Consider the following 14,061-nt stretch of genomic DNA (forward strand, 5'->3'; position numbering starts at 1 on the left):
ATGCACGCAATCGAAGTCGCCGAAATCGGTGGTCCGGAAGTTCTTCGCTACGTCGAGACGCCAGAGCCGTCTCCGGGACCGGGTCAGGTTCTGATCAAGGCCGAAGCGGTCGGCGTGAACTACATCGATACTTATTTCCGGTCGGGCAGCTATCCGCGGGACCTGCCGTTCGTGCTGGGCAACGAGGTCGCCGGCACGGTCGCCGCGATCGGTGACGGCGTCACCAATCTCAGCATCGACGACCGGGTGGTGACCGCCGTTTCGGCATCCGGGTCGTACGCCGAATTTAGTACTGCCCCAGCACAATTCGCTGCTCGGGTGCCGTCGGAGATCGGCTTGGACGTGGCCGCCTCGGCCCTGCTGAAGGGTTTGACGGCGCATTACCTGATCACGTCGGTATACGCGGTGCAGCCCGGTGACACGGTGCTGGTCCATGCCGGCGCCGGCGGGGTCGGCCTGATTCTCACGCAGTGGTTGGCGCATAAGGGTGCTCGGGTGATCACGACGGTGTCGACGCCGGAGAAGGCCGAGCGGTCGCGGCAGGCCGGCGCTGCCGAGGTGCTGGACTACCCGGGCGACGACGCGGCCGCATTCGGCCAACGGATTCGCGACCTGACCGATGGGTCCGGCGTGGCTGCGGTGTACGACGGCGTCGGGGCGAGCACGTTCGACGCCAGCCTGGCCAGCCTCGCCGTGCGCGGCACGCTGGCGCTGTTCGGCGCGGCCAGTGGTCCGGTGCCGCCCGTCGACCCGCAACGGCTCAACACGGCCGGATCGGTCTTCCTGACCCGGCCGGGGCTGGTCCACTACACGCGAACCGGCGAGGAATTCGCTTGGCGCGCAGGCGAATTATTCAAGGCTATCGCCGACGGCGAGCTGAGCGTGGAGGTCAGCCACCGCTACCCGCTGGCCGAGGCCGCGCAGGCACATCGCGACCTGCAGGGCCGTCAGACCATCGGATCGATCGTGCTGACGCCCTAGGAGTCGTTCGTTGGACCGGCCTCCCAGCCGCCCGGCACCATCGGCATCGTCGGACCACCGCCGAACTCGTCACCGGCCAACGTCGCTAATCCCGCCGCTTGCTCTACGGACTCGGAGCGAACGGTGCCGGCAAATCCCAACAGCCCGGCGCCGCTGCCCGATGCCCGCGATTGGTCGACGGATGTCGCGTTCCAGTCCGGATTCACTTCGACGTTCATGTCGGCGTACTCGTCGCCGTAATCACGCGCGATCGCGCGCCGGCGTCGCCGCGCCTTCCGCTGCTCACCTACCGCCGCTGCGGCTGTGGCGACAGCGCCGTCGGGTTCGGGAGCCTTCCGCATGGCGCGGGACATGGCGCCCGCGCTCATTCCCGAGTCGAACCCGATGCCGGGCGGACCCACGGCGTAGGGCGGCACGAACGGTGCGCCCGCCGCCGGCACTGCCGGTGACGGGCCGACCGCCGGGGCCGCGGGCGATGCCGCCGCAGGTGCGCTGGTGGAGGCCGGCGCCGAGGCGGGCGCCGCGGCTGGCGCTACGGCGGACACGACGGCGGCATGCGTTCCCGCGGTCGGCACCGAGACCGTTGCAGGGTCCAACGCGGGTGAGATATCGGGCGTTGCGATCGGTATGGCTGCAAGCCCCGCAAGGCCGCCGGCCGAACCCGCGGTGGCGGCCGCCAAGGCGGGGGCGATGGCCGGCGAGACCAGCGGATAGAAGATCGTCGGATAATCGTCGGCGCTGAGAAGAAGCGTGAACGGATTGGCGATTACACCCAGCGGATTGGTCAGAAAATTGTTGATGACGTGCTGCACGAAACCGACCGGGTCGGTGAGCAACTCGAAGATGTGGTCCCCGCCGAAGCCGTAGTACAAATCCGACAGGATAGGAAACTGGTTGACCAAGGACTCGACGATCTGCTGGCTATAACCCACCGGATTCTCCAGGAACGCGGTCACGTTGAAGTTTTGAAACACGTTCAGCAGGGACGACTCGAGATCGGACAGATTCAGAGTGGACGCGTCGTGCACCAGCTCCTCGATTGCCTGGATGGCGTTGCTGACGGTGTCGCCGTAATTCGACGCGGCCGACTTGACCACCGTCGGTGCAGGCGCGGTCCGCGGCGACGAGGCTAGTGCCGCACCCGAGACTGCTTGGTAGCTTGTCATCGTGGTGGCCGCCTGCACCCACATGCGCACATAGTCGGCCTCGTTGAGCGCGATCGGAATCGTATTGATACCAAAGAAATTGGTGGCCACCAGCACACCGTGCACCATGTGGTTGCCAGCCAACTCCGCCAGTGTCGGCATCGCCGCCAGCGCGGTGGTGTAGGCCGCGGCAGCGCCCTCGTGGGCGGTGGCCGCCGCCGCGCTATCGGCGCTCGCTTGCATCAACCACGCCAGATACGGCACGTGGGCGGCGGCGTATGCCTCAGCGCTGGGCCCTTGCCATCCGCCGGCCTGTATCGACGTCAACACCGCGGTGAGATCGTCGGCGGCCGATAGATACTCCGCGCTCAACGTATTCCACGCGTCGGCGGCCGCCAACAACGCGCTCGGCCCTGGACCGCTGCTCAACAGCGCCGAGTGCACTTCGGGCGGAAGTGCCATCCAGATCGGCGCGGTCATGGTCAGCGCCTGCCGCTACCGGCAAGCCGGGTGAGCATTTGCTCAGCTAACACCACCGAGTTGCCGGACGGAAGTCCGTCGTCGTCACATCCTCACGTCGACTCGCTGACCGCAAAGGTCAGCGACCTAGCCGCCCCACTTGGCACCTTCGGCCGAGTCACGAGCCAACATCGAAGTGGTGTTGTTCTCGTGCGTGCTCGCCATCGCCCGATATGACAACACCAGCTGTTCCATCGCCTGGTTCCACTGCGCCTGCCAGGCCTGATAGCTCATCCCGGTGTCACCCTGCCAGCCCGCCTGCAATGCGGCCTGCTCGGCCGAGATATCGGCACCCAGGCTCTGCAACGTGCCCGCGTAGCCGGCCATGTCCGCCGAATGCGCCAGCATCGCCGGGTAGTTGTACATGATCTGCGACATCACAAACCCTCTTTCTCAGCCCTGGTTTCAGAAGCCCGGGTAGCTGCTCGCCGCAGCACTGTCGGCGGCCACATAAGTACCCGCCGCATCGCCCAAGTTCGCCTGCGCGATATCGAGCAACGAGTTCACGTTCGCCGCCGCCGCCACGAACCGGGCATGCGCGGCCTGAAACGCCGCCGCCGAATCGCCGGCATGAAACGCCTGCGCTGACATCGCCTCCTGCTCGGCCTGACCTATCGTCGACCGCATCAACCCCGCCTTGGCCCCGAACGCCGACTGCGACGCCACCAACTGCGGAATGTGAGCATCCAACAAACTCATCCCCGAAATCCTTTCCTCACTTGATTAGCGTTGCTGTACAAAGACATTCAGTTGTCCTGGTCCTCTCCCGGCGACCAGGTGTTGGGCAGCATCGGCATTCTCGGCCCGTCTCCGAAACCGTCATCCGTAAGAGTAGCCAGTCCGGACGCCTGTTCACCGTTCTTGGACACAGTGCCGGAGAACCCGAGCGGCCCCGCGCCCCGATCAGAGGACTCCGTCGGCTTAGCCCAATCGGGGTCGACGTCGACGTTCATGTCGGCGTATTCGTCGTAGTGGTCGCGTTGCATCGCGCGCCGCCGACGCCGGGCGGGGTGCTTTGCCGCGGCGGCCGCCGCTGCGGCAGCGATCTCCGGCGCCTTCGACGCGCCCCGCGAGGTGGGCTCCTGCGTCTTCGCTTGGGTGCTCATCCCCGACCCGATGGTCGGACCGCCGACGACGTATGGCGGCGAAAAGCCCGGCCCTGCACCAGGAGGCGCCGACGCAGCGGGGGCAGCCGGCGCCGCGGGTGCGCTCGCCGCACCGGCCGACGTGGGCGACGGGGCCGGAGCACTGGGGGCCACCGACGACGCCAGGACGGCCGGTGCGGGCGCGGTCACCGGGAAGAGCGACGGCACCACAACGGATTCGACCGGCAGCACAGGGATCACCGGCTGTGCCAAGGCCGCCAGTCCTGCCAGGCCCGCACTGCCGGCCGCAAGCGGACTGAGTGCGGGCGCGAAGGCAACGAACAGCGCCGGGTTCTGTGACAAAAAGCTCGCGACTTCCAGGATGTGGGTGGGAAAGTCGAACAGCTGCCAGCTGATGAACCATTGAATGGCTTCGATTGGATTCTGCTGCAGCAGTTGGCCGAAGTACTGGAAGTCCTCGGTGAGTTCGAGGGCCCGAGCGACCCAGAATGAGACCTGGCCCGGGTTGGTGTAGGCGTCGTACTCGAGTCCGTTCAGCGTTCCCTGAGCGGGATCCCAGGTGTAACCGAAGTTCTGCAGCCACTGCGCAATCGCGTCATCGAAAGGGGTGTCGACCGTCGGGTCATGCGCGAGCTGGCTGTTGCCGATGCCGAGTTTCTCCAGATCGTCCACGAGCCACTGCGGGAGCCCTAGCGGATTGTCGCCGCTGTCGGCGGGCTGCGACGCATCGTTGGATTTCAGAATCGGAGGCGCGGTGTCGGTGGCCGGCGTCGCCGCGACCGCGGTGTCGGCGACGGCTTGATAGGTGCTCATCGTGGTGGCGGCCTGGACCCACATCCGCACATAGTCAGCCTCGTTGACCGCGATCGGAATCGTGTTGATGCCAAAGAAATTCGTGGCCTGCAGCACCCCGTGCACCACGTGGTTGGTCACCAGCTCCGGCATCGTCGGCATCGCCGCCAGCGCGGCGGTGTAAGCCGCGGCCGCGGTCTCGTGTTGGGCGGCGGCCGCGGCGCTGTCGGCACCGGCTTTCGTCAGCCATGCCAGATATGGCACATACGCCGATACGAACGATTCCGCGCTCGGCCCCTGCCAGGCGGCGGCTTGCACCTCGGTGAGCACCGAGCTGAGTTCCGCGGCTACCGCGGTGTATTCGGCGCTCAGTGAATCCCACGCCCCGGCAGCCTCGAGCAGCGAGCCGGGCCCTGGGCCGCTGCTCAGCAGTGTCGAGTGCACCTCCGGCGGCGCGGCCATATAGATGGGCGCCGTCACCGTCAGCCCCAAACGCCCTGATACGACGCCGCCGCGGCGGCATCGAGCGCGGCATAACCGACACCCGACTCAGCGACCCCGGTGCCGGAGCGGCCCAGCTCCTCGGCGCCCTGGGCCGCGGCGGCGGCATGCTGACCGCCACGAAGACTGAAACCGCCCGCGGTTTGCAGCGACACCGCGTCGGCGGCCGGCGGAACCACGGCCGTGATCATCGGCACCGCACCGGCCTGGGCAGACACCAACCGCGCGGTGAGGGCTTCGATGCGCGCGCTAGCGGCAGCAAGGCCTTCAGGAACGACGCGCAGTGTCATGACAGCCCTCCGGTCACCGTTATGAACATGATTTTCATTAACAGTTTTAGCACAGCGAGTTGGGATTGGGAACTCGAAACCGCTACGGACGCGACGCCAACTGTCGATAGCCGAATTCGGCGAAGCGTCGGACGGCCTCCCGCATCTCGTCTGTCACCGTACGGCCGTCTTGTTGGTCACTCGAAAAACTTTGGGGTTCAGAATCTTTCGAGTAGAACTGAGACTGTTCGGTCATGCGTTCCCTTGCCGCCGGGTCGACTTCAATCCCGAAATGCGGTGCGACCCGCTGCCACACCGCGGCGGGCAGCTCAGAATGGTCGACGCAGATCCGCCCCGGCGGCCCAGCGCTGGCGGAGAACAGCATGGCGCCCAGGGCGCGGGCGACGAACTCGGCCCGCGGCATGGTCGGTACGCTCGCCGGCTCTATACCGAACCGCAGCGCGGTCTGCGCCGGCGGCACCTGGTGACCGAGCCATCCCGGCGGCGCGGCCAGCAGCGAGGCCGCCACTTCGACCGGATCGCGCTGCACCCAGACCCACGGCGTGTCTGGAAAAGCCGCGGTGAGAATTTCCTGGCGGCGAATGTTCCAGCTGGTGCACTTGAGCACCAGCTGCTGTTCGTCGCCGTGGCGTCGGCGACCCAGCGCCCGCACCAGAAAGCGAACCAGCCGAACGAGGGTGGCCCCGTCCACTTGTGCCGGATTCAGGCCGAGGAGCGCGTTCAGCGGCGACGGCTCGGCGACGACCACCACCCCCGGAACGGTGGACAGGAGCCGGGATACCAGTGTCGATCCGCATCGCGAGACGTGAAAAATCATGCCCGCCGGGTCAAGTGACGGCTCTTGGTCGAGCGCCACCAACGCATCCAGTCCGGTGCGGACCAGCGGCTGCGCGTGTGGGCCAGTGGACCAGCGACCGACGGTCTGGTCGAAGAACGGCTCGACGAAACGCTCGGCCGACAGGTCGGCCCAATCGACGGTCGGGGTGGGCGTGGACAAGTTGAATCGAATCGGCGTCCACTGGGCGAGGTCGGCGATCTCCATCAGTCGCCCGGCAGCCGAAGGAGGAATCCTTGCAAGATCAGAGTTCGCGCAAGTTCGATTCGCTGCACTTCGGAAAGCCCCGGCAGATCGGAAACCCGCAGCGGCTCGGCACTTCTCGCCAGGTACCGCAGCGCCTCGCGGTGGTCGGCGTCGGCGTTCACCACCGATTGGGCGAAGTGCAATGCCACTCCGGCGGAATCCTCGGTCACCCGCGAATACAGCGGTTGGGACTTCACCACCCGGGTCTGGTCGTCGACGTCCACCGCGTCGGAGATGGCCGCTCCCAGCGGGTGGCACTGGCCCCGTCTGACCAGGTCGGCCTCGAGCGAATCAAGCGCTGCCGCAATGGCTTCCGGTTGCTCCAGGGATTCGGTAATCTCGTGCACGAGCGATCCCAATCCGGCCCGCACGTCCGGATCGGATAGGAAACGTGGCGGTAGTTGAATGTGTGCACGGGCATCGGAATTGTTGAGCGCGTTCAGCATTCGGGCGACGAGCAGGGACAGCGTGGGTGCGTGCAAACCGATCGTCAAATGCACCGACAGCTCCGAGGTCGATTCGGCGGCATGCACGCGTCCGCGCGGCACATACAGCACGTCCCCCGCTTCCAGGCGGACGTCTGTGGGCGTAGGGAGCTCGGCGGCGGGAATTGAATCGTGGCGCCACATCTCGTGCGGCGCCACGTCGATGCCCTCGTAGAGATGCCAGATCTTGGATCCGTGAAGTTGCACGATCAGCGCGTCGTGGTCGTCGAAATGCGCCACGAAGCCTTGCGATTGCGGCGGCGTGAAGTACGCGTTCACCTGCGCCGCGAAATTCAGCTCCACGTCGATGGAATGCGCCAGCGACGCGATCGAGCGCACGTACCGGTGGACGCTGTCCAGCACGATCGTGAAGCCGTCGGCGAAGTCCTGGCCGACGGCAGCGACGTCGAAACCGCCGTCGGCGAGCCGGTAGACGTACTGCTCTTTGCGCTCCCCCTGCCGGACCACGCTGACCAGTGACAGGTGTGGCCGAAACACCGCCAGCAGGGCATCGACCGAGTCCGCTCCTTGCAGCAGACTGTCGAAATAGCCGGGGCTGCTTCGGCTCACGTGAATGTGCGAATTACCCCAGAACTCGTCGAGAAAAGCATTGACGGTGAGCGGTTGAAGCAACCAGGCCAGCGACAATTCGGTGTGAACGCCCGGTGAGCGCTGACCCATCAGCCCTGTTCTTCCGCCTCGCCGCCGGTGGTCCAGGTGCCCGGCACCATCGGCAGCACCGCTCCGCTGCCGAATTCGTCATCGTCGAGGGTAGCCAGACCCGCTGCAGCCGAGGCCCTTTTGCGTACTGTGCCGGCAAAACCCAGCGGGCCGGCGCCGCTGTCGGAACTCGCCGTCGATCCAGCCCAGTCCGGGTCCACGGCGATATTCATGTCCATGAATTCGTGAGCGTACCCGCGCATGCCGGCGCGCCGGCGTCGTCTCGACCGGAGTTGGCCGCGATCAGCCGCTGCGGCGGCGGTTGCCGCGGCGAAGGGTTCGGCGGCTTTCCTCTTGTCGCCGGCGCTGGCGGTGCTGGCCATGTCGGAAGCCGATCCGATCCCGGGCGGGCCGACGGCGTACGGCGGCACGAAACCCGGGCCGCCCGCGGGCGGCGGCGATGTCGGCACCGACGTCGCGACCGTCCCGGCCGTGGGCGCGGGTGCTGACGCCGGGGCGGTGGCCGGCGCGCTCGGCGCACCTATCGCGACGGGACTGCCGGTCGAGGTGGCCGGCAGCGTCGAGGCTTGCGGGGTCGGCGACGGCATCTCGGCGGGGAGTTCTGGTGTGGCGGGCTGTATGCCGGCCAGTCCTCCCAGTCCTCCGACGCCTCCGAAGACTCCAGCTGGCAGCAGGAACGGAAGCGCCAGGACTTGCGGAAAGGCTTGAATGGCTTCGATCGCGTGGCCGAACTCGTCTGATGCCAGGGCCCCCACATCGGAGAAGAGCTGAGTGATCCCCTGTGTTGGGTTCTGGGCGATGATCCCGGCATCCCTTTGGAAGGTTTGCAAGACTTCCAGGACTCGATTGCTCCACCAGCTCAGGTCGTACGGGGTGCCGCCGTCGTTGTCGATCGGCGGCAGCGTTCCGCCATCGCCCTCGTCACCGGATTCGCTATCGGCCGCGTGAGCAGAGTTGGAGCTGACGATCTGCGGGGCCGCCTCGGTCTGCGGCGCACCGGCTAGCGCCGCTGTCGACACAGCCTGGTACGTGGTCATGGTGGTGGCCGCTTGGACCCACATGCGTACGTAGTCGGCTTCGTTGACGGCGATCGGAATCGTGTTGACGCCAAAGAAATTCGTCGCCGTCAACACCCCGTGCACCACGTGGTTGGTGGCCAGCTCCGGCAAGGTCGGCATGGCGGCCAGCGCCGCGGTGTAGGCAGCCGCCGCCGTCTCGTGCTGGGCGGCTTCGGCGGCGCTCTTGGCGCCGGCCTGCATCAGCCAGGTCAGGTAGGGCGCGTGCGCGGCCACGTAGCGCTCGGCGGTCGGGCCCTGCCACGCCCCGGCCTGCACCGCGGCCAGCACGCCGCTGAGCTCTTCGGCGACCGAGGAGTATTCCGCGCTTAGCGAACTCCACGCGCTCGCCGCCGCCAGCAGCGAGCCCGGACCCGGGCCGCTGCTGAGCAACGCCGAGTGCACCTCCGGCGGCGCTGCCATCCATATCGGCGTCGTCATCACCGCACATCCGCTACCGACGCGGCACATATGTGTGCGATCACGGACAAAGTGAATACGACGTCATGTCGTAGGACAAGACTCGGTACCGGTAGGGGGTATCCGCCGGTCGCGGGGCTAAGGCGACCCCGCGCCACCCCAGGTGTTCGGCAGCATCGGCAGGCTCGGACCGCCGCCGAAGCCCTCCTCGGACAGCGTCGCAAGCCCGGTCGCCTGCACCCTGCCTTTGGCCACCGTTCCGGTGAAGCCGAGCGGTCCCGCTCCCCTATCCGTGGCCGCGGCCGTCGCGCCCCAGTCCGGGTCGACATCGATGTTCATGTCCATGTACTCGTGGGCGTGCGCCTGCTGCCGTACGCGCCGACGCCGCCGCGTCCGGGTCCGGTCCTGCGCGCCGGTGGCCACCGCCGCGGCTGCGGCGGGCGCCTTGGACGCACCGCGCGATGTCGGCTCGTGGGTCTTGGCCTGCGCGTTGAGCGCGGACGCCAGCGAAGCCCCGCCCACCGCGTACGGCGGCGGGAAGCCCGGACCGGCGCCCGGCGGCACCGCGCCGGACGCGCCGACCGTGCTTGGCGCCGGGGCGTTCGACACCGCGGGTGCGTGCCCGCCGCTGGTCCCGATGCTCCCGACGGTCGAGACCGACGGCGTCGCGCTCACCGGTGCGGCACTGACCGGCGTGGCCGGGACGGCCGCGACCGGCGGAACGGAAACACTGGGGACGGCCGCGATGCCCGCGAGTCCGGCCAGCCCGGCAAATCCGACGCCGAAGGCCGCGGGGATCGCGAAGGGCAGCAAGAAGGGCGCCGCCTGCACCAACGGCCAGAACAGGACGGTGGTGTGGAACACGGTCCAGCCGATCGCGGAGGCCAGTGTGGGCGACAGGCCGGGGATCGCCGACTGAAGCGCGTTGGCGATGCCGCTGGCGAAGGGGTAGGCGGGAAACGGCCACCCGTCCGGGTAGAGCAGTTTGCCCAGCGGCCAGGCGAACCCCTGCGTGTAGTCGCTGAGCAGCGCGGCTAATTGATCCTGCCACGAGGTGTCCGCAGCAGCTGCGGCTTGTGTTGCCGCGGAGGAGGTTTCGCCGCTCGCCTGCATGATTTGCGGTGCCGGCTCGGCCGGTGGAACCGCGGCGAGAGCCGAACCGGCGACGGCCTGGTAGGTGCTCATAGTCGTCGCGGCCTGCACCCACATGCGCACGTAGTCGGCCTCGTTGAGCGCGATCGGAATCGTGTTGATGCCAAAGAAATTCGTCGCCGTCAGCACCCCGTGGACCACGTGGTTGGTGGCCAACTCGGGCAACGTCGGCATCGCGGCCAGTGCCCCGGTGTAGGCCGCGGCTGCGGTCTCGTGCTGGGCCGCCGCGACCGCACTGTCGGCGCTGGCCTGCATCAGCCAGGCCAGGTACGGGGCGTGGGCGGCGACGTATCGCTCGGCGCTGGGGCCCTGCCAGGCACCGGTCTGCACGGCCGCCAGCACCGTGGTCAGCTCGTCGGCCACCTCGGCGTACTCGGTGCTCAGCGCCGACCAGGCGGTCGCCGCGGTCAGCAGCGAGCCCGGCCCGGGGCCGCTGCTCAGCAGTGTCGAATGGACTTCGGGCGGCAGGGCCATCCAGATCGGCGCGGTCATAACCTCATCACGACGGCATTGAAAACTACGCCGCGTCGTAGTCGCAAGACCCCGTCGGGGTATGGGGTATTCGCAGGTCCGGGACCTGTGGCTGAGGATCAGACCCGCAACAGCGTGGGCAGCGCGAGCGCCGAATCGAGCGCCAGAGCACAGAACACGACCGCGAGATAGTTGTTCGACTGCAGGAACAACCGCAACGGCTTCACCGGCTCGCCGCGTCGTACGCCGGCGTAGAGCTGGTGTGCCATGGCCAGGAACCACACGCCGGCCACCACGGCCACCGCGGTGTAGAGCCAGCCCGCGGCCAGCGCGAGCGCCAGCGTCGCGGCGACGGTCAGCCAGGTGTACACCAGGATCTGCTTGGTGACCTGACGTTCGGTCGCCACGGCCGGCAGCATTGGGATCCCAGCCGCCTGGTAGTCCTCCTTGTAGCGCATCGCCAGCGCCCAGGTGTGTGGCGGCGTCCAGAAGAAGATGATCGCGAACATGACCAGCGCCGGCCAGCCGATGGTTCCGGTGACCGCCGACCAGGCGATCATCACCGGCATGCAGCCGGCCGCGCCGCCCCAGACCACGTTCTGGGAGGTGCGACGCTTGAGTAGCAGGGTGTAGACGAAGACGTAGAACGCGATCGTGCCCACCGCCAGCAGGCCGGACAGCAGATTGGTCGTCCACCACAGCCACGCGAACGAGGCGACGCTCAGCGTCAAGCCGAAAATCAAAGCGTTGCGGGTCGGCACGGCGGCCCGCGCCAGCGGACGGCGCGCGGTGCGCTTCATCATCTTGTCGATGTCGGCGTCGGCCACACAGTTCAAGGTGTTGGCGCCCCCGGCGGCGAGCATTCCGCCGACCAGCGTGTCGAAAATCAGCAACGGGTTCACGCTGCCGCGGTGGGCGAGCAACATCGCCGGAATCGCGGTGACCAGCAGCAGTTCGATGACCCGCGGCTTGGTCAGCGCCAAATAGGCCAGCAAGGTACCGCTGACTCGGCTCGGCGCAACGCGCTCGCGAATGCTCACGCAAGAACTCCTCGGATCACAGCAGCGCGCAGCTTCTACTACGCACGATGGTAGACGGGACGACTTGCCCAGCATGCACCGCAGTACCTATTCGCAGCCAATCGGCACGGTGCGAGGCGCAACGGGCAGTTGACGGGGACTGAACAATCGGGAAGCCGAAATACGCACTAACACGGCCGCAACGTTCCGGCATTAGGGTGGGACCAGGATCATTCGCCCGACCCGAGGACTTCACTGAAGTGACCACACTCGAAGACATCTCGACCCTGACCCAGCCGCACCACCCCGACGATTGGACTGAGCTCGATTCGGCTGCCGTCGACACCGTGCGAGTGCTGGCCGCCGACGCGGTCCAGAAAGTGGGCAACGGCCATCCCGGGACGGCGATGAGCCTGGCTCCGCTGGCCTACACGTTGTTCCAGCGGGCGATGGTGCACGACCCGAGCGACACGCACTGGCTGGGCCGCGACCGGTTCATCCTGTCCTGCGGGCACAGCAGCCTGACCCTGTACCTGCAGCTGTATCTGGGTGGGTTCGGTCTCGAGCTCTCCGACATCGAGTCGCTGCGGACCTGGGGATCCAAGACGCCCGGGCACCCGGAGTTCCGGCACACCAAGGGCGTGGAGATCACCACCGGTCCGCTGGGCCAGGGCCTGGCGTCCTCCGTCGGGATGGCGATGGCGGCGCGTTACGAGCGTGGCCTGTTCGACCCGGACGCCGCGCCCGGGACCAGCCCCTTCGACCACCACATCTACGTGATCGCCTCCGACGGCGACATCGAAGAGGGCGTGACGTCCGAGGCGTCGTCGCTGGCGGCCGTGCAGCAACTGGGCAACCTCATCGTGTTCTACGACCACAACGAGATCTCGATCGAGGACGACACCGACATCGCGTTGTGCGAGGACACCGCGGCTCGCTACGAGGCCTACGGCTGGCACGTGCAGCGCGTCGAGGGCGGCGAGAACGTCGTCGCGATCGAGGAGGCCATCGCCAAGGCCAAGGCGGTCACCGACAAGCCGTCGTTCATCTCGGTGCGCACGATCATCGGTTATCCCGCACCGAAGTTGATGAACACCGGCAAGGCGCACGGTGCGGCGCTCGGCGACGAAGAGGTCGCCGCGGTCAAGAAGATCCTGGGATTCGACCCCGACAAGAAATTCGACGTCAGCGACGAGGTGATCGCACACACCCGCGAGCTGGTGCAGCGCGGCAAGGAAGCCCACGAAAAGTGGAACGCCGACTTCGAGGCATGGGCGAAGCGCGAGCCCGAACGCAAGAAGCTGCTCGACCGGCTGACCGCCGAGGAGCTGCCCGACGGCTGGGACGCCGACATTCCGCACTGGGAGCCGGGCGACAAGGCGCTCGCCACCCGCGCCGCCTCCGGCAAGGTGCTCAACGCGGTCGGTCCGCACCTACCGGAGCTGTGGGGCGGCTCAGCCGACCTGGCCGGCAGCAACAACACCACCATGGACAACGTGAAATCGTTTGGCCCACCCTCTATTTCGACGAAGGATTACACGGCGGACTGGTACGGCCGCACTTTGCATTTCGGTGTCCGCGAGCACGCCATGGGCTCGATCCTGTCCGGCATCGTGCTGCACGGCCCGACCCGCGCCTACGGCGGAACCTTCCTGCAGTTCTCGGACTACATGCGTCCGGCGGTGCGACTGGCCGCGCTGATGGATATCGACACCATCTACGTGTGGACCCACGACTCGATCGGGCTCGGCGAAGACGGCCCGACCCACCAGCCGATCGAGCACCTCGCGGCGCTGCGGGCCATCCCGAAGTTGTCGGTGGTGCGGCCGGCTGATGCCAACGAAACCGCCTACGCGTGGCGCACCGTTCTGGCCCGCGGGAACGGCAGCGGCCCGGTCGGGTTGATCCTGACCCGGCAGGGTGTCCCGATTCTGGAGGGCACCAACTACGACGGCGTGGCCAAGGGCGGCTACATCCTCGGCAAAGAGGGCGACGGCCGGGAAGATCAAGAGCCCGACGTGGTTCTGATCGCCACCGGATCCGAGGTTCAACTGGCGGTAGCTGCTCAGAAACTGTTGGCGGACAAGGACATTGTCGCTCGCGTGGTGTCGATGCCCTGTGTCGAGTGGTTCGAGTCGCAGCCCGAGGAATACCGCAACAGCGTGCTGCCGCCGTCGGTGTCGGCCCGGGTGGCCGTCGAGGCCGGTGTCGCGCAGAGCTGGCACAAATTGGTCGGTGACACCGGTGAGATCGTTTCGATCGAGCACTACGGGGAATCCGCCGACGAGAAGACTTTGTTCCGCGAGTTCGGGTTCACCCCGGAAGCCGTCGTCGACGCCGCCGAACGAACAATCGACAACTAA

12 protein-coding genes are annotated in these 14,061 nt (G+C 67.3%); 2 read left to right on the forward strand and 10 right to left on the reverse strand.

Features of this window, described 5'->3' with window-relative positions; all coding sequences use genetic code 11:
* Complete coding sequence (locus A5658_RS01875) at window positions 1–981, forward strand: quinone oxidoreductase (RefSeq protein ID WP_067330493.1); 981 nt, start codon at window positions 1–3, stop codon at window positions 979–981.
* Here A5658_RS01875 and A5658_RS01880 read toward each other — a convergent pair.
* The 10 genes from A5658_RS01880 to A5658_RS01925 all read right to left on the reverse strand — a co-directional run bounded on the left by A5658_RS01880 (window position 978) and on the right by A5658_RS01925 (window position 11,719).
* The gene (locus A5658_RS01880) at window positions 978–2,606 is read right to left on the reverse strand and encodes a PPE family protein (protein WP_067330414.1); all 1,629 of its coding nucleotides are present in this window, start codon (window positions 2,604–2,606) and stop codon (window positions 978–980) included. The genes A5658_RS01875 and A5658_RS01880 overlap by 4 nt on opposite strands.
* A 126-nt stretch (window positions 2,607–2,732) precedes the next feature.
* Window positions 2,733–3,023: a WXG100 family type VII secretion target gene (locus A5658_RS01885; RefSeq protein ID WP_067330420.1), complete on the reverse strand. Its 291-nt coding sequence runs from the start codon at window positions 3,021–3,023 to the stop codon at window positions 2,733–2,735.
* A 27-nt stretch (window positions 3,024–3,050) separates the two neighbouring features.
* Window positions 3,051–3,344, reverse strand: coding sequence for a type VII secretion system protein EsxG (gene esxG, locus A5658_RS01890; protein ID WP_067330427.1), 294 nt, complete (start codon window positions 3,342–3,344; stop codon window positions 3,051–3,053).
* A gap of 47 nt (window positions 3,345–3,391) precedes the next feature.
* Complete coding sequence (locus tag A5658_RS01895) at window positions 3,392–5,023, reverse strand: PPE family protein (protein WP_067330496.1); 1,632 nt, start codon at window positions 5,021–5,023, stop codon at window positions 3,392–3,394.
* A gap of 2 nt (window positions 5,024–5,025) precedes the next feature.
* Window positions 5,026–5,334 (reverse strand): PE family protein, encoded by a 309-nt coding sequence (locus A5658_RS01900; protein ID WP_067330430.1) that lies wholly within the window; start codon window positions 5,332–5,334, stop codon window positions 5,026–5,028.
* A gap of 82 nt (window positions 5,335–5,416) precedes the next feature.
* Window positions 5,417–6,376, reverse strand: coding sequence for a hypothetical protein (locus A5658_RS01905; protein WP_067330433.1), 960 nt, complete (start codon window positions 6,374–6,376; stop codon window positions 5,417–5,419).
* Window positions 6,376–7,581 carry a cupin domain-containing protein gene (locus A5658_RS01910; protein WP_067330436.1) on the reverse strand — a complete coding sequence of 402 codons (1,206 nt, stop codon included), beginning with the start codon at window positions 7,579–7,581 and terminating at the stop codon, window positions 6,376–6,378. The genes A5658_RS01905 and A5658_RS01910 overlap by 1 nt, the downstream gene beginning before the upstream one ends.
* On the reverse strand, window positions 7,581–9,077 hold the full coding sequence (locus tag A5658_RS01915; RefSeq protein ID WP_067330439.1) for a PPE family protein: 1,497 nt from the start codon (window positions 9,075–9,077) through the stop codon (window positions 7,581–7,583). Before A5658_RS01915 ends, A5658_RS01910 begins: the two co-directional genes overlap by 1 nt.
* Window positions 9,078–9,194: 117 nt before the next feature.
* Window positions 9,195–10,700, reverse strand: coding sequence for a PPE family protein (locus A5658_RS01920; protein WP_067330442.1), 1,506 nt, complete (start codon window positions 10,698–10,700; stop codon window positions 9,195–9,197).
* 98 nt (window positions 10,701–10,798) lie between these two features.
* Window positions 10,799–11,719, reverse strand: coding sequence for a heme o synthase (locus A5658_RS01925; protein WP_067330444.1), 921 nt, complete (start codon window positions 11,717–11,719; stop codon window positions 10,799–10,801).
* Window positions 11,720–11,958: 239 nt separating this feature from the next.
* Here A5658_RS01925 and tkt point away from each other — a divergent pair, with 239 nt between their 5' ends.
* On the forward strand, window positions 11,959–14,061 hold the full coding sequence (gene tkt / locus A5658_RS01930; protein WP_067330447.1) for a transketolase: 2,103 nt from the start codon (window positions 11,959–11,961) through the stop codon (window positions 14,059–14,061).

The sequence above is a fragment of the Mycobacterium sp. 1245111.1 genome, from assembly GCF_001673405.1.
In the GTDB taxonomy this organism is placed as follows: Bacteria; Actinomycetota; Actinomycetes; order Mycobacteriales; family Mycobacteriaceae; genus Mycobacterium.

Coding starts and splice junctions, on each gene's coding strand:
- A5658_RS01905 (WP_067330433.1), bottom strand. CDS start 6,376: ATGGAGATCGCCGACCTCGCCCAGTGGACGCCGATTCGATTCAACTTG.
- A5658_RS01875 (WP_067330493.1), top strand. CDS start 1: ATGCACGCAATCGAAGTCGCCGAAATCGGTGGTCCGGAAGTTCTTCGC.
- A5658_RS01880 (WP_067330414.1), bottom strand. CDS start 2,606: ATGACCGCGCCGATCTGGATGGCACTTCCGCCCGAAGTGCACTCGGCG.
- A5658_RS01900 (WP_067330430.1), bottom strand. CDS start 5,334: ATGACACTGCGCGTCGTTCCTGAAGGCCTTGCTGCCGCTAGCGCGCGC.
- A5658_RS01915 (WP_067330439.1), bottom strand. CDS start 9,077: ATGACGACGCCGATATGGATGGCAGCGCCGCCGGAGGTGCACTCGGCG.
- A5658_RS01885 (WP_067330420.1), bottom strand. CDS start 3,023: ATGTCGCAGATCATGTACAACTACCCGGCGATGCTGGCGCATTCGGCG.
- A5658_RS01920 (WP_067330442.1), bottom strand. CDS start 10,700: ATGACCGCGCCGATCTGGATGGCCCTGCCGCCCGAAGTCCATTCGACA.
- esxG (WP_067330427.1), bottom strand. CDS start 3,344: ATGAGTTTGTTGGATGCTCACATTCCGCAGTTGGTGGCGTCGCAGTCG.
- A5658_RS01910 (WP_067330436.1), bottom strand. CDS start 7,581: ATGGGTCAGCGCTCACCGGGCGTTCACACCGAATTGTCGCTGGCCTGG.